Source organism: Candidatus Endomicrobiellum pyrsonymphae, assembly GCF_020328025.1.
GTDB classification, from domain to species: domain Bacteria; phylum Elusimicrobiota; class Endomicrobiia; order Endomicrobiales; family Endomicrobiaceae; genus Endomicrobiellum; species Endomicrobiellum pyrsonymphae.
Window position 1 is genome coordinate 1 of record NZ_JAIXMZ010000001.1, and the last position, 19,756, is coordinate 19,756.

General features: G+C 34.9%; 19 protein-coding genes and 1 pseudogene. 3 read left to right on the top strand and 17 right to left on the bottom strand.

Annotation, left to right across the window (positions count from 1 at the left end):
- Positions 1–378: 378 nt before the first annotated feature.
- The 17 genes and pseudogenes from LE180_RS00005 to lepA form a co-directional block, all read right to left on the bottom strand.
- Entirely contained in the window at positions 379–2,148 is a 1,770-nt protein-coding gene (locus tag LE180_RS00005) for a phosphoenolpyruvate carboxykinase (GTP) (protein WP_374133446.1), read from the bottom strand.
- A 32-nt stretch (positions 2,149–2,180) separates the two neighbouring features.
- Entirely contained in the window at positions 2,181–2,693 is a 513-nt protein-coding gene (locus tag LE180_RS00010) for a nucleoside-diphosphate kinase (RefSeq protein ID WP_374133447.1), read from the bottom strand.
- A gap of 3 nt (positions 2,694–2,696) precedes the next feature.
- On the bottom strand, positions 2,697–3,491 hold the full coding sequence (gene pssA / locus LE180_RS00015; protein WP_374133448.1) for a CDP-diacylglycerol--serine O-phosphatidyltransferase: 795 nt from the start codon (positions 3,489–3,491) through the stop codon (positions 2,697–2,699).
- 108 nt (positions 3,492–3,599) lie between these two features.
- On the bottom strand, positions 3,600–4,253 hold the full coding sequence (locus LE180_RS00020) for a phosphatidylserine decarboxylase (RefSeq protein WP_374133449.1): 654 nt from the start codon (positions 4,251–4,253) through the stop codon (positions 3,600–3,602).
- Between the two features lie 151 nt (positions 4,254–4,404).
- Positions 4,405–5,433, bottom strand: a pseudogene (prfB, locus tag LE180_RS00025) (peptide chain release factor 2); the annotation flags it as partial.
- Positions 5,434–5,463: 30 nt separating this feature from the next.
- Complete coding sequence (gene lnt, locus LE180_RS00030) at positions 5,464–7,020, bottom strand: apolipoprotein N-acyltransferase (RefSeq protein ID WP_374133450.1); 1,557 nt, start codon at positions 7,018–7,020, stop codon at positions 5,464–5,466.
- A gap of 198 nt (positions 7,021–7,218) precedes the next feature.
- The gene (locus LE180_RS00035) at positions 7,219–7,383 is read right to left on the bottom strand and encodes a hypothetical protein (RefSeq protein ID WP_374133451.1); all 165 of its coding nucleotides are present in this window, start codon (positions 7,381–7,383) and stop codon (positions 7,219–7,221) included.
- Between the two features lie 436 nt (positions 7,384–7,819).
- A complete protein-coding gene (locus tag LE180_RS00040) occupies positions 7,820–8,050 on the bottom strand; it encodes a hypothetical protein (protein ID WP_374133505.1) in 231 nt (76 codons plus the stop codon).
- 22 nt (positions 8,051–8,072) lie between these two features.
- Complete coding sequence (locus LE180_RS00045; protein ID WP_374133452.1) at positions 8,073–8,360, bottom strand: tRNA-dependent cyclodipeptide synthase; 288 nt, start codon at positions 8,358–8,360, stop codon at positions 8,073–8,075.
- A complete protein-coding gene (locus LE180_RS00050; RefSeq protein ID WP_374133453.1) occupies positions 8,351–8,578 on the bottom strand; it encodes a hypothetical protein in 228 nt (75 codons plus the stop codon). Before LE180_RS00050 ends, LE180_RS00045 begins: the two co-directional genes overlap by 10 nt.
- A gap of 327 nt (positions 8,579–8,905) precedes the next feature.
- A complete protein-coding gene (locus LE180_RS00055; protein ID WP_374133454.1) occupies positions 8,906–9,787 on the bottom strand; it encodes an SEC-C metal-binding domain-containing protein in 882 nt (293 codons plus the stop codon).
- Positions 9,765–11,339, bottom strand: a complete 1,575-nt coding sequence (locus LE180_RS00060; RefSeq protein ID WP_374133506.1) for a DEAD/DEAH box helicase — start codon at positions 11,337–11,339, stop codon at positions 9,765–9,767. The genes LE180_RS00055 and LE180_RS00060 overlap by 23 nt, the downstream gene beginning before the upstream one ends.
- A 145-nt stretch (positions 11,340–11,484) precedes the next feature.
- Positions 11,485–12,597, bottom strand: a complete 1,113-nt coding sequence (gene hemW, locus LE180_RS00065) for a radical SAM family heme chaperone HemW (protein ID WP_374133455.1) — start codon at positions 12,595–12,597, stop codon at positions 11,485–11,487.
- 158 nt (positions 12,598–12,755) lie between these two features.
- Positions 12,756–13,682: an SPFH domain-containing protein gene (locus LE180_RS00070; protein WP_374133456.1), complete on the bottom strand. Its 927-nt coding sequence runs from the start codon at positions 13,680–13,682 to the stop codon at positions 12,756–12,758.
- Positions 13,658–14,113: an NfeD family protein gene (locus LE180_RS00075; RefSeq protein WP_374133457.1), complete on the bottom strand. Its 456-nt coding sequence runs from the start codon at positions 14,111–14,113 to the stop codon at positions 13,658–13,660. Before LE180_RS00075 ends, LE180_RS00070 begins: the two co-directional genes overlap by 25 nt.
- A complete protein-coding gene (lepB, locus tag LE180_RS00080; RefSeq protein ID WP_374133458.1) occupies positions 14,110–14,907 on the bottom strand; it encodes a signal peptidase I in 798 nt (265 codons plus the stop codon). The genes LE180_RS00075 and lepB overlap by 4 nt, the downstream gene beginning before the upstream one ends.
- Before the next feature lie 189 nt (positions 14,908–15,096).
- Positions 15,097–16,884, bottom strand: a complete 1,788-nt coding sequence (gene lepA, locus LE180_RS00085; protein ID WP_374133459.1) for a translation elongation factor 4 — start codon at positions 16,882–16,884, stop codon at positions 15,097–15,099.
- Between the two features lie 158 nt (positions 16,885–17,042).
- Here lepA and rfaD point away from each other — a divergent pair, with 158 nt between their 5' ends.
- Genes rfaD through kdsB form a run of 3 tightly spaced genes read left to right on the top strand, consistent with a single transcriptional unit; the run spans position 17,043 to position 19,745 of the window.
- Complete coding sequence (rfaD, locus tag LE180_RS00090) at positions 17,043–18,005, top strand: ADP-glyceromanno-heptose 6-epimerase (RefSeq protein ID WP_374133460.1); 963 nt, start codon at positions 17,043–17,045, stop codon at positions 18,003–18,005.
- 37 nt (positions 18,006–18,042) lie between these two features.
- Positions 18,043–19,026, top strand: coding sequence for a D-glycero-beta-D-manno-heptose-7-phosphate kinase (rfaE1, locus tag LE180_RS00095; RefSeq protein WP_374133461.1), 984 nt, complete (start codon positions 18,043–18,045; stop codon positions 19,024–19,026).
- Positions 19,023–19,745 (top strand): 3-deoxy-manno-octulosonate cytidylyltransferase, encoded by a 723-nt coding sequence (gene kdsB, locus LE180_RS00100; protein WP_374133462.1) that lies wholly within the window; start codon positions 19,023–19,025, stop codon positions 19,743–19,745. The genes rfaE1 and kdsB overlap by 4 nt, the downstream gene beginning before the upstream one ends.
- The last annotated feature ends 11 nt before the right edge of the window (positions 19,746–19,756 follow it).

Consider the following 19,756-nt stretch of genomic DNA (forward strand, 5'->3'; position numbering starts at 1 on the left):
TTGTTTTTTGTTTCATAAACGTCCAATTTGTTTTTTGATACATCTATGCCTACAAATTCAGTGTATAAGACTTTTGGCATTTTGTGCCTCCTTTTAATTTGGTATTAGCTTCTTGCTTTCAATTGTTCACATGCTGCAAACTAAAGTTCGCGCATCAGCAACCTCATCAAGCTTTTACCTTATACACCTTAAATTATACTTGTTTTTTAAGAAACAATACCCTCGTCAATGCCTCTTGGCATTGCCACCTCTTTTGAAAAATGGGAATAACAACGTAAATCCTTCGCTTCACTCAAAATGGCGACGATAATCATACCTCGTCAAACCTCGTCTGCCATCTCTTTCAGTGAAAGGGAATGACAAAAGCATCTACAAAAATTACATTCCAAGTTTATTCTTAAGCTCTGCCAAACAATTATTTAATTCTTTCGGTATTTTGTCACCAAACTTAGCGTAAAACTCTTCTATCATTACTATTTCTTTTTTCCAATCTTCTTTATCAACTCTCAACAATTTTGCCATTGTTTCTTTTTTGATATCTAACCCATTTAAATCTATGGCATTATCTTCCGGAAACAAGCCTATTTCAGACTCTACAACTCCGGTTTTTCCTTCGACTCTGTCTATCATCCATTTTATGATTCTAGAATTATCTCTAAAGCCCGGCCACATAAATTTACCATCTTCATCTTTTCTAAACCAGTTTACCATAAATATTTTAGGAGGGTTTTTCACTTTTTTGCCCATATCAAGCCAATGCCGAAAATAATCACCCATATTGTATCCACAAAAAGGAAGCATAGCCATTGGATCGCGCCTGACAGCACCTACCTGTCCCGTCGAGGCCGCGGTTGTTTCCGAACCTATTATGGAGGCCGTAAACACGCCGGCGTTCCAGTTTTTCGCTTCATATACAAGCGGAATAGTGCTTCGCCTACGTCCCCCAAAAATTATGCCTGAAATAGGCACTCCCATAGGGTTATCGTATTCCGACGAAAGCGTTGGACAATTATAAATTGAAACAGTAAATCTCGAATTAGGATGAGCAGCAGATTTACTCGAATTTTTGTCATATTTTTGTCCCTGCCAATCAGTCAAATCTGATGGAACTCCCTTAGAAACACCTTCCCACCAAGGAGTATTATTGCTATTATCAACAGCCGTGTTCGTAAATAAAGTAGGAAAAAACTTATCATTTTTAAGAGTTTTCATCATAACAGGATTTGTGTTCACACCTGTCCCCGGAGCAACCCCAAAAAATCCCGCTTCAGGATTAATTGCATAAAGCTGCCCATCTTCACCAACATTAACCCAAGCTATATCATCTCCCATTGTCCATACCTTATAACCTTTAAGCACAGACTCTAAAAGAGCAAGATTAGTTTTACCGCATGCAGATGGAAAAGCTCCGAGAAAATATGTTACTTTTCCATCAGGAGCTTGTACACCTATGATAATCATATGCTCGGCAAGCCACCCTTCCTGATATCCTAAGTAAGAACCTATTCTAAGCGAATAGCACTTTTTGCCTAGCAAAGCGTTCCCACCATAACCGGAACCGAAACTCATAACAAGATTTTCCTGAGGGAAATGCATAATAAATCTTCTATCCGGATTTACATCACCGATTGAATGTACCCCTCTAAAAAAATCGGAAGAATTGCCGATTCTTTCAACAGCTTGCTTACCAACGCGAGACATAACTCTCATGCTCAAAGCAACATATACAGAATCCGTTACTTGAACACAGTTTTTTGCATATCTTGATTGAGGAGTTCCCATAACAAAAGGTATAACGTACATCGTTCTTCCCTTCATTGCGTCTTTGAGAAGTCTCATCATTTTTTCTTTTGCCGCGCTTGGCTCCAACCAATTATTATTTGGTCCGGCTTGTTCTTTCGTAGGAGTACAAACAAAAGTTAAATGCTCTGTACGAGCAACATCATTTGGATTCGAACGATGATAATATGAATTTGGATATTCTTGCGCATTTAGTTTTTTTAAAACAATTCTTCCGTCAACTTCAGACTCTTGAGCAAGATTTGTTAATCTCTCAGCTTCTTCTTGGGATCCATCCATTCTATAAACCTCACCCGGTTGCAAAAGATCCTGCATTTTTTTTATAAACAATTCCATTGGTGTTGTCATCTCTTATTCCCCTTGTAAAATCATCATTTAAACTACGCCCAGACAGTTTTTTCTCCTTTCCCTGCAATAATTTTTTTGATAGGATATACCGAGTTAACTATTTCGTCAGGTTGGAACCACAACTTAATTTCTCTTTCTGCTTCTGACGGATCTGAAGAACAGTGGACAACGTTTTCATAAACTCCTTTTGTTGTTATTCTTCCGTATGCACCTCTGATTGAAATAGGATCTGCTTCTTCTGGATTCGTCGCGCCGGCAATTTTTCTCATTCTTGCAATAGCATCCTCCCCCTGATATACAAACGCTATAACTCTATCCCAAGGTTCGCCGTATATTTTACCCTGAATATAATCTACAAGCTCGCCAAAAAATGGCTTATCTTTAAGCTGATAATAATGTGCTTCTGCCAACTTTTTGCTTACTTTTACCGCTTTTGTGCCTATGATAACCATTCTTGCTTCTGAAAGTTTAGTCAAAATATTTCCTGTTAAAGATTTTTTAACTCCATCCGGTTTAATCAAGATTAAAAGCTGCTCTATTATCACTTATTACTCTCCCTTTTTCAAACTAATTTTTATTTGATAAGCCCTATAATACCTTGCCCCGGTAAATACTATCCCAGAAAGAGCATACAAACTAAACAATATAAAAATGATATTTTGCGGAAACGCAATCACAAGAAATATTAATATTATTATCAAAACTAAAAGTCTAAATGCTTTAGGTTTTGAAAGATTCATTTTTTTAAATGAAACATACTGAATATTTGAAACCATAAGCCAAGATAAAATTATCATTACAACAGGCATTATTTTAAAAAAAATAGGCATATTTCTCATCAAGAGAGGTATTGTCTTAAACGTTAAAGACTGCCCAGGTTCTACAACAAATAATTCATAACTTAGAACAAATGACATCAAAAGACCAGCTGAAGCAGGCGTAGGCAACCCAATAAAAGAAGCATGAGTCACATTATCTTTGGCTTGGACGTTAAACTTTGCAAGTCTTAAGCCACTACATAATACAAACAGCACCGCAATTGCCATACCAACCTTTCCCATAGAATTTAAAACAAGCTGATACATCATCACGGATGGCGCAATGCCAAAGGACACCAAATCGCTTAAAGAATCCAGTTGAATTCCAAATTCGCTTGTCGTCCTTGTAAGTCTCGCAATCCTACCGTCCATCATATCACAAACTATCGCAAGTATAAGAAGCCATGCTGCTTTTGTAAAATCTCCTTCGATTGACGACATCACCGATAAATAACCGCAAGACATATTACTACATGTAAAAAGACTTGGTATTATATAAATACCTTTTTTAAGTTTTTCGCTCATGGCAACTCCCTATTTGATTACAGTCAAACATTTTTATATCGACACATATCTTCTAGATATTTCGCTGCGCTCAGTATTGATAACAAAAACGCATATCGTCGTCACCTATTAAAGACCCTCGGGGGTAAACTCAGAGCTTGAAGAATCCATTAGAGTTGCGAAAATTGTTATTCCAGACACGACTTTATCACCCTGTTTAATTTTAATATCAACATTTCTTGGCATGTGCATATCCACCTGAGAACTAAACTTTATAACACCTATTTTATCGCCGGTATTTAAAATATCGCCGGGTTTCACCCATGCAACGCATCTTCTAGCAAGTATCCCTGCGACTTGTTTAACAAGATATGTTCCGTTTTCATTTTCTATTGTTATGATATTTTGCTCATTTACTATATGCGCTTGCGGTTCCATAGCTTTGAGAAATTTTCCTGGTTTATATTCAACTTTTACAACTTTCCCCGCGACAGGCGAGCGTTGTAAATGTACGTCTAAAACAGATAAAAATACTCTGATAATTTTTTCTGTTTCGTTTTCACTTACTTCTAAAACAGTACCATTGCAAGGCGACAGAATTAAACCATTGCCTTTTGTTATATCTATTTTTGGATCTCTAAAAAAATATAAGCAAAACAATGAAGCTAACATACACAAAATGCCTATCATGCTTGCAACTACGCCAAATCCTGAAACAAACAATAACAATCCCAAAACAAGCGAAATTATAATAAACGGATAACCTTCTTTGACAAGTTGCATTTCCAATCCCCTTTTATAAGAACAATGACAACCTAATAAAATATGCGCTATTAGTAGACTTCCTCGGGATTTTACCAAAAATAACAGTGCGATGTCAAAACAAAAAATCATTGAAAAATAAGCGCTTTTTTTAAAACATTGCAGAGCGATATTATTTCTTTTTCTTTAATTTCCATGATAAATATGCGCTGATAAAGCCGTCAATCTCCCCATCCATCACCAGACTAGCCTGAGATGTTTCGCATTCGGTTCTATGATCCTTCACAAGCTGATACGGCATAAAAACATAGGAACGTATTTGGCTTCCCCATTCTATAGAGCCTTTTTCATTATAGTGTTTTTCACAAGAAGCGCGCTGCTTTTCCTGTTCAAATTCGTAGAGTTTGGCTTTTAAGAGTTTCATCGCAGTTTCCCTGTTTTTAATCTGAGAGCGATCGTTTTGAGATTGAACAATTATGCCTGTTACAAAATGCGTGATTCTCACAGCAGAATCTGTTTTATTGATATGCTGCCCGCCTGCGCCGGAAGCTCTGTAAGTGTCAATTCTTATATCTTTATCTTCGACAACTATATTGATATTATCGTCAATTTCAGGGATAACGTCAACAGAACTAAATGAAGTGTGCCGTCTTTTGTTAGAATCAAATGGAGAAATTCTTACAAGCCTGTGAACTCCTATTTCAGACTGCAAAAAACCATAAGCATATTCACCCTTTATTATCATTGTTATGCTTTTTATTCCAGCCTCATCTCCATCTAAACTATCAACAACTTCAGTTTCAAAACGCTTATCTTCCGCCCATCTAGAATACATTCTCACTAACATCTGAGCCCAATCGCAAGATTCTGTGCCACCAGCGCCCGCATGTATAGCGATAATCGCATTATTTTTATCGTGCGGTCCGCTAAGTCTCGTTTTAGTTTCAAAAGCAGATAATTCTTTCTCAAGTTTTTTGCTGCCGTCTTCAATTTCTTTTAGAATATTTTCATCATTTTCAATTCCGGCAAGTTCTTTTAAATCAATTAAATCTTTAACCTGCAAGCTCATATCATTCCACAATTTACATATATTTTTTAGACCATCGAGCTCCGCCATAACTTTTTTGGCATTGTTTTGATCGTTCCAAAAATTTGCGTCAGATATATCCTGTTCGAGTTCTTTGATTCTATTTATTTTTGAATCTACATCAAAGGGACCCCCTCAAAGCATCTATTCTTTCTTTCTGTTGCCCAAGCATAGCGACTCCTTTCTACGTTTATAATTCAATAATAATACAGACAAAATAATCCCTATGCAAACATACACAAACAAATCGCCAAACTTTGTGTAAAAAGTTTTAAAATCATTTTGAAAAAACGTCCCTCTGAGCAAAACCTTTTTACACAACTGAGTTCGTTCAACAATTACGCCTGATGCTTCAATAAGCCCAGAAATTCCTGAATTTGCAGATACTAGCATTGCCTTACGATTTTCAACCGCTCTGAACACGTTCATAGCAAAATGTTGAAAAGGAGCCGCCGTGTCAAAAAACCATCCATCGTTTGCATGATTTGAGAGGACTTTTGCCCCGGAAAACACAAATCTTCTGGAAATATCAGGGTAGAAATTCTCTGAACATATTGTCGAGCCAACACATAGCTTTCCATTATCAAAAACATTTGTATCTGTGCCTCTTTCAAGGTCACCCATGTGATTTATAACATCAAAAAATTGTGCAAACAATTCTCTAAATGGAACATACTCTCCAAAAGGAATAAGACAATTTTTTTTATGAACAGCTTTATAATCGCCACCGTTCTCAAAAGATACAACAGCATTATATACTTTTTCCCCATCATCAGAAAATGGAGAGCCTACAATGTTTAAGCCGCCAGCAAGAGTTGTAATCTCTTTTGCTGACTCATACATTCTTGCATTATTAGGGACAAGCTCCGTAAACGCCGTTTCCGGCCATAAAACTAAATCAGTTTTATTTTTAGAAATTTCAGAAGCATAATTTCTGAGGTTGGAATACATTATCTCCCTAAAAGCAGCATCCCATTTCTCATTCTGATCAATATTTGGTTGTACAATAGATACCGAAAATTCCTGTTCGCCAAAAGATTTAAATCTATTTGATCTAACTGCTCCAAATATTGCAAACGCAACAATCAAAATTAAAGCGATATAAAGATACTTATTGATCCTTTTTGATATCCAAAAATAGAGGCATAAATTACAAAACATCAAAATAAACGATACCCCATACACACCGGTGAATTCAGCTATTTGTACAATTGAAGTAAACTCAAACTGCGAATATGCTATAAGCATCCAAGAAAAACCTGTAAGAAAATATGTTCTGATATATTCTAGAACGACCCACACAGCCGCGCCGGCAATAATCAACAAAATATTTTGAATTATATCGTACCTAAATTTTCTAGCAATGGCATTTCTTATAAAACACAAACATCCGCCCCAAACACCCCAATACAGCGCAAGATATATCCATAAAAGACTAGACGCAATTAAAGCCTGTGCGCAAGATTTTGTGTTAAAATAAAGCATTAAATAAAGCCAATACATGCCTACAGCATTAAAGACAAATCCTGAAATGAATCCATAACAAAAAGAACCTTTATACCCTGATTCCACCACTACATAAATCAACGGTACAAAAGCTACCCACATCAAAAAAAATAAATTTATTTTAGGAAAGGCAGTTGCAGCCAACAAACCTGTGGCAATACACAAAACAAACCTTTTACAGTCTATTATTTTCATAAAATTATCAAGGGAATATCATTAAAATACGCTTTATTAAACATTTTAAGAAATTTACTTTTTTCGCCAAAATCTTTTATTTCTGATGTCTGCACTCCCGTGACGAGTGTATGTTACTCTTGCATATTGCTTTTCTCTATTACGTCTATCCCATTTAATTCTTGATTTTCTAATTCATAATCTGACAACAAAAAGACTTTATTCTTTTCCTTTATTTAATGAAGTTATAAAATCAACAACATCTAAGCCTTGCGTAAAATACCTAACTGATACTTCGCTAGAATGTTCTGAAAAACGACTCTTCCACATATCATGAACTAATACATCACCATCTAATACAACAACTGTATCGCCTTTGCGCAATTCTATTTTATCGGAAATATGAAAATAAATTCTGTATCTACATTTTCTTCAGATTTAATTAGCATCTGAGTATTCATAGTTTTTATAGTTTTTAATGTATCCTTAACTTGTTGCAATCCAATACTGTATCCTGTTCCCTTTATAGTGCCAAAACCAATGCCCTTCACAAATTTTGTTCATCATTTCTTTTGGCATTCCTTTGCCATTATCCTTGACCTTTATTGCGACATCGCTGTTTTAATCACAAGTTCAACTATAATACCTTGTTTTTTTAACAGCTTCTACAGTATTATTTATTACATTAGATATCATTCTGTAAAAATCAAAAGAATTTCCTTTATAAACACGAATTTTTGATTTGAATCTGAACGATAATTGAAGATCACATTCGATTTTTGATATTGATACCACTTACTATCAATCACATACTATCACCTCATGTTACATTTTCCAATATTTCTTCATATGCTTTATTCAACATAATTCTCTGATCTGTTTTTCTTAATATTTCAGCCTCATATCTCCATGACAAATCGTAATCTGTTTTACCTACTGCAACTTCTTTAGCAGATTTATATCCAAGCATTTCGGCTTCCGCTTGATTACAACCCAAGTAAACTCCATCTATATCTTTCCAATAGATAAATCCAGGAATGCTTCGTAAAATATTGCTGGCTAAAAGCTATTCTTCACTCATAGCGTCCCTCTTTATTTAAGAAAAATTTACTGCCAAATAACCATGTTTTGAAGAAACATATGAAAAGTGGACTATCTTTGTTGTACACGCCCGTCAAGAAACCTGAGAGAGTATCTTTATATGCATATAAATACGAAGAAATATTGATACTGTCAGGGACATTAAGATACACAGGAAGTTCAGCAATAAAATATTTTACAGCAACACATACTGCTTCATCGCTCATATCGCCTAAAAAACCTTTGCTTGCCAAAACTGTTTTCGAAGTTGCTAAAAACATCCTTTTCTAAAACTCTCATCATTCCCATATAATTTTTTATAAGTATCATGAAATTTTAAATATTTTTCATTATGCATGAGATCGCTACAAAAGACTATCATATTGCTAGCTTCAACATCCGATAACTTGTTTGCAAGCAAAGTTCTTATTGCCTTATTCTTCAAATTATTATAATGTAATCTAGTTTTTTTCTTTGCCTTATCTTCGGAATATCCCACTGCTTGAAGCGTATATGCCGAAATTCATCGTGTATAAAAACATTCATTTTTTTGAAAATAGATGGTCCCCAAGCAAAAAGCTTTTTTAAATCTTCTTCGGTATAATAGCCTTAAACGGACTTATATCAAGCAAGACACGTTCCCTCAAACCATATGATTCTTCTGAATTGTGGTTGACAAATTTTATAGACTGATAGCCAATATTCATACCAGTACACCTTTATCCTTGTTTAATTCATCTAACCAAAATTTCGATTAGTTTTCACAATTACATAAAACTATTAACTGAATTAACATAAGCTAAAGTAAAATTCATGTTTAAACTTCTCAAACTCCACAACACTTTTTATATTTTTTCCCACTCCCGCACGGACAAGAATCATTTCTCCCTATTTTACTTAAATTTTGTGTTTTCACTTTATCTTCTTTTCGATCATTTTTTTTACCAAAAGAAGGACTTACTTTTGCAGTTTCCGCGTTATTTAGAGGTTGCGGCTTAACATCAACCTGAACTTTAAATATGTATTCTACGGTATTTTCTCTTATTCTTTTCATCATAGATTCAAACAAAGCAAAAGATTCTCTTTGGTATTCGACTTTCGGATCTTTTTGAGCATAAGCCCTAAAACCTATACCTCGTCTTAACTGATCAAGTTCGTATAAATTGTCATGCCACGAAGAATCTATCATCTGCAAGAACACCATTCTTTGTATCTGAGCCATTAACTCGGGAGTAAGTTCTTCTTTTCTTTTTTCATATGCCTCAATGACTCTTTCACAAATATCAGTTTGAAGAGCCTCCTTTGAGAAAAAGTTTATTTCATCTTTATTTTCAATTTCGTATTTAACGCCAAAAATCCTAGACAGCCATGCATCTATGCTAATCCAATCCCACTCCTCCGCATATTTTTCAGCAGTCCAAGTAGAAAGTTTTTCCTCAATGGACTCGTTAATCATATCTTTGATGGTGTCTGTTATATCTTCCCCTTCGAGAATCTCGTTTCTTAATCTATAAACAGCTTCCCTTTGCTTGTTCATAACATTATCAAAATCTATCAGTTGTTTTCTTATATCAAAATTCATTCCTTCCACTTTTTTCTGCGCACCCTCCACTGCTTTTGATATCCAAGGATGTTGTATATCGTCACCCTCTTTTAAACCTAACTTCTGCATCATTACGGACATTTTATCGGAACCAAAAAGACGCATAAGCTCGTCTTTTTGGTTCCGATAAAATGTCCGTAATTGTAGCAATTGTAACTGCGGATTTTGCCCCTGCAGACGCAATAATTTGAGCTTCTACAGCATGATACTTAGCATTTAATACCTGATGAGGAATGCCTTTTTTTCTAAGCATGACTGCTATTTTTTCAGATTTTTCTATCGACCTTGTACCAACAAGAACAGGCTGACCCTTGCTCCATAAAGATTCGATTTCGTTGATTATAGCATTGTCTTTTTCTTTTTCAGTCATATATATAACATCGGGATAATCCTTTCTCACCATCGGATTATTTGTAGGCACTTCTACAACTCCAAGTTTATAAATTTCCCAAAATTCAGCTGTTTCAGTTGACGCTGTACCTGTCATCCCCGAGATTTTTTTATACATTCTGAAAAAATTCTGAAACGTTATCGTCGCAAGTGTTTGATTTTCATCTGCAATTTTTAAATTTTCTTTTGCTTCAATCGCTTGATGAAGTCCGTCAGACCATCTTCTACCCGGCATCAGTCTTCCTGTAAATTCATCTACGATTACAACTTCACCATCTTTTACAACATACTCAACATCGCGACGATATAAATTGTGCGCTTTTATGGCCTGCGTTATGTGATGCACCCATTCAGATTGCAAATCATCATAAATATTTTTTATACCCAATATTTTTTCAGTCTTTTGGACACCCTGTTCCGTTAAAACAATAGAATGATTCTTTTCATCAAGAAGATAATCGTAACCCTTTGATAAGTCGATATTATCGTATTTTGCTTTTATTTCCTCACTTTCGGTAACTTTTCTGCCCTTAAGCATAGGAACTATTCTGTCAGAAATATAATATTTATCCGTTGACTGTTCACCCGCACCGGAAATAATAAGAGGCGTTCTTGCTTCATCTATTAAAATAGAATCAACTTCGTCTATAATTGCATAGCTGAGAGGACGTAAAACTCTGTCTTCTTTTGAAACAACCATATTATCTCTTAAATAATCAAACCCAATCTCATTATTTGTAACATAAGTTATATCGCAGTTATAAGCTTCTTTTCTTTCTGTGTTTCTTGTCTCGTGCCCAACGTTTCCAACTGTAAGACCAAGTTTTTCATAAATCGCACCCATCCACTCCTTATCTCTTTTTGCAAGATAATCGTTGACGGTTACCACATGAACACCAGTTTGAGGCAAAGCATTAAGATATGCAGCAAGCGTAGCAACTAAAGTTTTTCCTTCTCCCGTTCTCATCTCGGCAATTTTACCTTTGTGAAGTATATAACCGCCTACTATCTGTACGTCAAAATGTCTTAAACCAATTGCTCTTACAGAAGCCTCTCTGACGCACGCAAAAGCTTCGGGCAAAATATCGTCTAAGGTTGCCCCTTTTTCAAGACGTTCTCTAAACTCAATTGTTTTATTTTTTAATTCGTCATCCGTAAGCTGTTTTATGGCAGACTCAAAAGCATTAACTCTCACGACTATCGGTTTTATCGCCCTTATATCTCTTTCATTTTGTGAACCAAAAATTGCGCCTAAAATATCTTTCAACACGTTTAACCATCCTTGTTCATTATGGAGTATTAATTTATATCTGTTATTTTGACTGGTTGATTATATAATTTATTGATTAGTCTTGACAATTTTTTTCTTTCCCTTTTTTCGATGTTTCTTTTAAATGATTTAGTAGGACGCGTTACATAAATTTTGAAACAATTTGATTAAATACAAATATAAATTCTTTGGAAAGTTTTATTGCATCGTTATCTTGCTCTAGTGTTTTATCTTTTAAACATTCTAAAAGTACGATTTGATGTTCTGAACTATTGAAACAATTCACGTCTATACCTTCGTTTAAAAGTCTTAGTCCTAGTATAATTTTTTCCGTTTTATAAAGTTCATCGCCTATATATTCCGATTCCATTTCTAACGAAGATATATTACCGCATCTACTTTGCGCATCTTTCAATAACGAACATACTGCAATATATTTTTCTATATCATCGATATTTTTATATCTTATCTTTCTCAAATATCCTGCAGCGCCTGCACCAAGTCCTATATATTCAAAATTACGCCAATAATTTGAATTATGAAAAGATTCTCTGCCTCGTTTAGTCCAGTTTGAAATTTCGTAGTGAGCATAACCATTACTAGCTAAAACTTCTACGGCTTTATCATACATATCTCTTTGAATATTGTCGTTTATAGTAACACTGTTTAAATAAAAAGGCGTACCCTCTTCAATTGACAAAGGATAAAGCGATAAATGCTCACTATTAAAAAGCAAAGCTCTTTTTAAGTCTCTTTCCCATTCTTTTACCGTTTGATTTGAAAGTCCGTATATCAAATCAATATTGATATTATTAAAACTTTCCTTTCTAGCTATGTCATATATATTACAGAAAGTTTGAAAATCGTGTATTCTTCCCAAAAATTTAAGCGAGTTATCTTCGACAGACTGTAAACCTATACTTAATCTATTTATCCCAAAGTTTTTGAGAAGACGGAGTTTTTCTTTTGATGTGGATTCGGGATTTAATTCAAATGTAAATTCGCAAACTTCTGATAAATCAAAAATATTATTTAATGTCTGCAAAAGTTTTTCGAGTTGTTTTAAGGATAAAACAGATGGGGTACCACCGCCAATATATATCGAATTTATTTTTTGGTTCCTAAATTGACTCGCATGTTTTATTAAAGCGTCAACATATTTATTAACTAAAACAACGTCATATTCTACCGAGAAAAAATCGCAGTAATAACATTTTTGTTTACAAAATGGAATGTGAATATATAAACCTAACATATTTTATTACTTGCAAAATACATAAAAAGCATTTTACTATGAGAGGTAACCACCAACGCTAACAACGCATACCCCGTCAATGCCAAAGATATCGCCATCCCTTTCAGAGAAAGAGAAATTAAAAAAGATAAGAAAGAAACAACTACAACTGATAAAATTTATTTAGGGACCGATTTTGATAATTTTGTATTATCTTTAAAAAGTTCGGCTATCCCACCTATTGACGCTGTAACACCGGCAGTTTCTAACGGTAAGAAAATCTTTGTTGCTTGACCGTCTGCAACTTTTCCAAGCGTTTCAAGATACTTAATGGCTAGAAGATCATTCGTAGGCTTACCTTCGTGTATAGCATTATAAACCACTTCGATTTTATATTTTTCCGCTTCGGCAACCTGTTTTATTGCTTCGGCTTCGCCCGTAGCTTCTAAAACTTGTTTTTCTTTCACAGCTTCTGCATCGAGAATTACAGCCTGCTTTTCGCCTTCAGCCTTAAGAATTGCAGCTTGCCTTAAACCCTCCGCTTCCAAAATATTTGCTCTTTTTTCTCTTTCGGCTTTCATCTGCTTTGACATAGCATCCGTGATATCTCTTGGCGGATCGATTTTTTGTATTTCAAGTTTTGTAACTTTTACACCCCATTTATCCGTAGCTTCATCCATTACAACCCTTAATTGCGTATTGATTTTTTCTCTGGATGTAAGCGTACTGTCTAACTCCATATCTCCGATTACATTTCTTAAATTTGTCTGTGCAAGTTTTAAAGCTGCAAGCGCAAAATTCTCGATGTTGTAAACAACTTTCACTGGATCTGTAACCTGAAAATAAATTATAGCATCAACAACTACAGAAACGTTATCTTTCGTAATAACACTCTGTGGTGGAACATCTATAACGCGCTCTCTCATATCAACAAGTACCATTCTTTGAAACATAGGAATTATAATATTTGCGCCCGAGCCTCTCGTGCCTGTATACTTGCCTAAAGTTTCAACAAGTCCTTTTTCATACTGTCTTATTATTTTTATAGAGCTTGCCACAAAAATAACCACAAAAACTAAAACTACGACAACAAAAAGAATAGACATATTATCCCCCCTATTTTTTCAACAATAAGCATCGTTCCGCTTACTTTTTTTATTATTACAACTTCACCGATTTCAATATCAACATCAGATTCAGCTCTCCATATCTCACTTGAAACTTTTACGAAACCCGACTTTAAAGGCATTATCTTTCCCGTAACTATAGCTTCTGCCCCAATAAGAGCATCTACATTTGAGCTGACAGTTTTAGCTTTGCTTATCATCCTTTTAAAGATTGGTTTTACAAGATACAAAGCTAAAATAGAAATAATTAAAAAAATCGTAAATTGCAACAAACTTGAATCAGTAAAACAAGATACTACTGCCGCAAAAGCCGAGCCTATAGCAAGACAGATAAAGAAAAAAATCGATGTCGTCGCTATTTCAAAAATTATTAGAACAACTGCAATCACAATCCAAGCAATCCATGTCATATAATCCTCCGCCAATATAGCAACAACGCTTTACCTTTCACGTACTTGTCAGGCAAAGGTCCCCAAAAACGAGAATCAAAAGAAAAATCTCTATTATCGCCCATCATCATATAATGCCCTTTGGGAACAATTACAGGTCCGAAATTATCTCTTACAGCCGGTATAGATGTAAATCTGCCTTTTTCCCAATATTCTTGATAATCTTTGTTGCTTGCAAACAAATCGAAACTTTGTCGAACTGTGGAGTCGTTAAAAACAGCACGAGGATCTCTAATGCAAACGTCATTTACGAAAAGTTCTTTATCTTTTATTTCCACTTTATCGCCTGCCACTGCCACACACCTTTTTATGAAATCTTTCGTTATGCCTTTTTCTCTTTCAGAAATCGTTAAAGCTTCAGGAGGACACTGAAAGACAACTATATCTCCACGACTTACATTTCGGAAAGGCGTATAACGCCTTCCCTCACTTGTAAACGGAATTTTAAAGCCGTAAATCAATTTATTTACAAAAAGCCGATCGCCCTCTAAAAGAGTGTTTCTCATACTACCTGACGGGATTTTAAAAGCTTGAACAAAGAAAAACATAATGAAAGACGCTATTATAAGCACTGTCCAACCTGTGGCAACCCATGAATAAACGTTTTCAAATAATTTTTCGGATGTCTCGGTTTTAAAATATTTTTTTGTAGCCAGCATTATCACAGCTATTACAAAAAGAATACATCCTGCAAAAAAAAGATAAAACTCCAAGGAGAAACGAGAAAAAAAATGAGAAAAAAGGTAAAACTTCATAGGAATACGCCTCTTTTGATATTTTATAAATCCTTTGGAGATTTTCTTTCCTCAAGGACTGACAACAACAAATAAAATGCACTTCTAGCACGAATTTTTGAATTAACTTAGCAACACGTAAACACACTATCTTGCAGTTAGGATATACTCTGCAGTGGAGTGTAGCATATAAGAACAAAAAATAATCAATTAATTGTCTATCCCAAGAACAGCAACAAATGCATCCGGCGGAATCTCTACCCTCCCAAACTGTCGCATCCTACGCTTGCCTTCTTTTTGCTTCCCAAGAAGTTTGCGCTTTCTTGATATATCGCCACCGTAACATTTTGCAAGAACGTCTTTACGCATTGCAGATATTGTTCCTCTCGCGACTATTTTATTGTTCACTTTTGCCTGTATAGGAATTTCAAACATGTGTCTTGGTATAATATTTCTAAGTTTTTCAGTAAGATAATGGGCGACAGTCTGGATTTTATCTTTGTGAGCAATAATCGTAAAAGCATCGACAACTTCCGCATTTATCATAATTTCTAGTTTGACCAAATCTCCCTGTTGATGTTCTACATGTTCGTAATCAAAAGAAGCATATCCTTTGGAAACTGATTTTAGAGCATCATAGAAACCTACGATAATTTCAGCAAGAGGCATATGATATTTTAATATAGTTATTTTAGTATTCATGTATCTCATCGATATCTGCTTGCCTCTTCTTTTTTGGCACAGCTCAAGCATAGCTCCTAAATAATCAATCGGGCAAATTATAGTTGCCTTAACGTAAGGTTCCCAAATTTCTTCAATATCTGCGTTGTTTGGAAATCTTGCAGGATTATCTATCGTTGTAATTGAGTCTCTAGTTTTTACCTTATATACAACGTTTGGAGCCGTAACCAAAAGATTTAAACCAAACTCTCTTTCGAGTCTTTCTTTAACTATTTCCAAATGCAAAGATCCCAAAAATCCACATCTGAAACCAAATCCCAAAGCTACCGAAGTTTCAGGAAAATAAACAAGAGATGAATCTGAAAGTTTTAATTTTTCTAAAGCCATTTTTAAACCGTCATACTCAGATGTACTATTTGGATAAAGACCTGCAAAAACAAAAGGATTTATTTCTTTGTATCCTTCGTGAGGATGTTTTGTCGGGTTTATACTTTCGGTAATTGTATCGCCGATTTTTATATCCCTTATATCTTTTATGCCGGCTATAACATAGCCTACATCTCCTGAAGAAAGCTCATCGGACTCAACCATTTTTATTTTCATATATCCAACTTCAAGCACTTCATGTTCTACGTCTGATGCCACAAATTTTATTTTCATATTTTTACGAATTCTACCGTCAAACACCCTTATAATGACTATAACACCGCGATAAGAATCATAAAATGAATCAAAAATTAAAGCTGATAACGGCTCTTCTTTTACAACTATTGCAGGAGGAATATTTGCAATTATAGAACCGACTATTTCACAAATACCTATACCTTCCTTAGCGCTTGCGAGGATAGGCTCTGCGTCAACATCAAGACCTTCTTTTATTTGTTCATAAGCGCTATCTATATCGGCAGTAGGTAAATCTATTTTATTTATTACAGGCACTATATTGAGTTTTGCATTTTTTGCAAGCATTGTATTTGCAAGAGTCTGAGCTTCTACACCCTGAGTAGCGTCTACAACTAAAATCGCCCCCTCGCATGCTGCAAGAGCTCTTGAAACTTCATAGGTAAAATCCACATGACCCGGAGTGTCAATTAAATTTAAAACATATTTCTCGCCGTTTTTAGCAGTATAATTCATTCTTACAGCTTTGGCTTTTATTGTTATTCCTCTTTCTCTTTCAAGCTCCATACCATCAAGAATCTGTTCCTTCATTTCTCTGCGGGAAATTGTTCCGGTGTATTCAAGCAATCTGTCAGCAAGTGTACTTTTACCGTGATCTATGTGCGCTATGATACAAAAATTTCTTATATTAGACATTACATTCTTCCTCATTTAATGCGTGCCTTATCATTGTATCACATAATTGAAGGGAACGGCAATGCCGCGACTCTCAAGATACTACATTTCATTGACAGGTAAGAGTATCTTTTTATACAATATGTCCTCGAGGCGTGTCGAAAATATAAGAGGTTCCTATGATAATCTTAACCGGTGGAGCAGGTTTTGTAGGTAGTTGTTTTCTGTGGAAGTTAAACCAAGAAGGCATAAAAGACGTTTTAGTTGTAGATCATTTGGATGATAGCGAGAAATGGAAGAATTTAGTAGGTAAAAGTTATTACGATTATATACAAAAGGGTGCTTTTTTTAATGCTGTCATAAGCAGACGAGTCCCAAAGCCCCATGCTATTGTGCATCTGGGCGCATGTAGTTCCACAATCTTTACTGATGCAACTTACTATATAAAAAATAATTATGAATATTCTAAAATTCTTGCACTGTGGGCGTTTGAGTTGGGCATTCCCTTTATTTATGCATCCTCTGCCGCAACGTATGGCGACGGCGAGGTTGGATATGACGATGATATATCAAAACTGATAAATTTATCACCGTTAAATATGTATGGTTTTTCTAAACATATGTTCGATTTGTGGTTGTTGAACAATAATTACATTAGCAAGGTCGCAGGTATAAAGTTTTTTAATGTTTTTGGTCCTAACGAATATCATAAAGGCGATATGCGCAGCGTAGTTTGTAAAAGTTATGACGAAGTTGCAGATAATAGCCTTATAAAGCTGTTTAAGTCTTATAATGAAAATTATTCCGACGGTGAACAGCGCAGAGATTTTATATACGTAAAAGACGCTATCAACGCTATGTATTTTTTGTTTAAAAATCCTTCTAAAACAGGTATGTTTAATCTTGGTACGGGTAAATCGAGGACTTGGAATGATATAGCGAAATCTATGTTTGCAGCAGTTGGCAAAAAAGAGAACATAGAATATATCGATATGCCTGATTTTTTAAAACAGAAATATCAGTATTTCACACAGGCAAAGATGGACAATCTTAAAAAAGCTGGATATAACAAGTCTTTTATGGAGCTTGAAGATTCTGTAAAAGATTATTGTTTTTATCTAAAAAATAAATCTTATCTATAATTATAATGTAGAATTTGTATAATCCTTTGGAGCAACTATGAACCTTCTAAAATTAATATCTTCGTTTAAAAAGCAAACTATTTTGGTTGTCGGCGATGCGATGATAGACAAATTTATATGGGGAAAAGTAAATAGAATTTCGCCCGAAGCGCCTGTTCCAGTAGTAGAGGTTACAAGAGAAACAGAGATGCTTGGCGGAGCTGCAAATGTTGCAAATAATATAACATCTTTAGGTGGTAAAGCCTATGTTGTAAGCGTAATAGGCAAAGATATAACAGGTAAATCTTTAGCGGAGATGCTTGAAGAAAAAGGGATTAATTATGATTGTTTGGTTTACGATGCTAACAGACCTACAATCGTAAAGACAAGAATTATTGCAGCGAGTCAGCAGCTTGTAAGGGTAGATAAAGAGATAAAAGGATTTTTTGACCATCATACCGAATCAAAAGTCTTGACAAATATGGAAAAAATTATTCCTCAGGTTAATGCTGTTATAATTTCAGATTATGGAAAAGGCGTTGTAAGTCCTACAGTTCTTAAAAAGACAATTTCCCTTGCAAAAAAACATAAAATCCCCGTGACCGTAGATCCTAAGATATATCATTTCAAAAAATATAAAAAGATAACAACGATGACACCCAACGAAAGAGAAGTTATAGAGGGAATGAACGCAAAAAATATTAGAACTGACGAAGATATAGTCGTTTTGGGTAAGAAAATCCTTAAAACATTGAATTCAGAATCTGTGCTTATAACGCGCGGCGAAAAAGGTATGACACTTATTCAGCCTAATAATAAAATTACGAGTATCCCTACAAGAGCAAAGGAAGTTTATGATGTTACAGGGGCAGGAGATACGGTTATTTCCACTCTGACTTTAGCGCTAGCTGCTAAGTCTGATTTGCTAAGCGCAGCCGAAATAGCAAATTTTGCGGCTGGGATAGTGGTCGGTAAACTTGGTACCGCCACAACAAATTTTCAAGAATTAGAAAAAACGATAAAGGAGTTCTACGGAAAATGAAAACAGCCGTAATTATACCGTCAAGATATGGTTCCAGTCGTTTCCCGGGTAAACCTTTGGAATTAATAAAGGGAAAGCCCCTTGTGCAGCGTACCGTAGAGAGAGTAAAACGATGTAAAGAAGTTGATTTTGTAGCTGTTGCGACGGATGATAAGCGTATATATGATGCTGTCCAAAAACTTGGATTTAATGTATTTATGACTCCTGATAAATGTAAAAGTGGTACAGACAGAATTGCTTTTACAGCGCTAAGATTTTTAAAAAATTACGATAATTTTATTAATGTTCAAGGCGACGAGCCTTTAATAGATCCGAAACTTGTTGATGAACTTGCTGTTTCTCTCAAAAAGACAAAATCTCTAGAATACATAACTGCAGCTTTTCCATTAAAAGAAGAAAGCGTTATCAATAATCCAAATGTAGTTAAGGTTGTTTTTGATAAAGATGGATATGCCTTATATTTTTCAAGATTTGCGATTCCGTACAACGAAGATAATTCAAAGATAAAATATTATAAGCATATGGGGATATACGGATATAAAAGAAATTTTTTGTTGGAATTTTCAAAAAGTAAAATGTCATCTTTAGAAAAGGCTGAAAATCTTGAGCAGTTGAGGGCTTTAGAGAATGGTAAAAGAATAAAAATTGTTGTTGCAAAGCATGATTCCATTGGTGTTGATATGCCGTCAGATATTTTAAAAGTTGAAAAGTATTTGTAGTAATGGAAAAG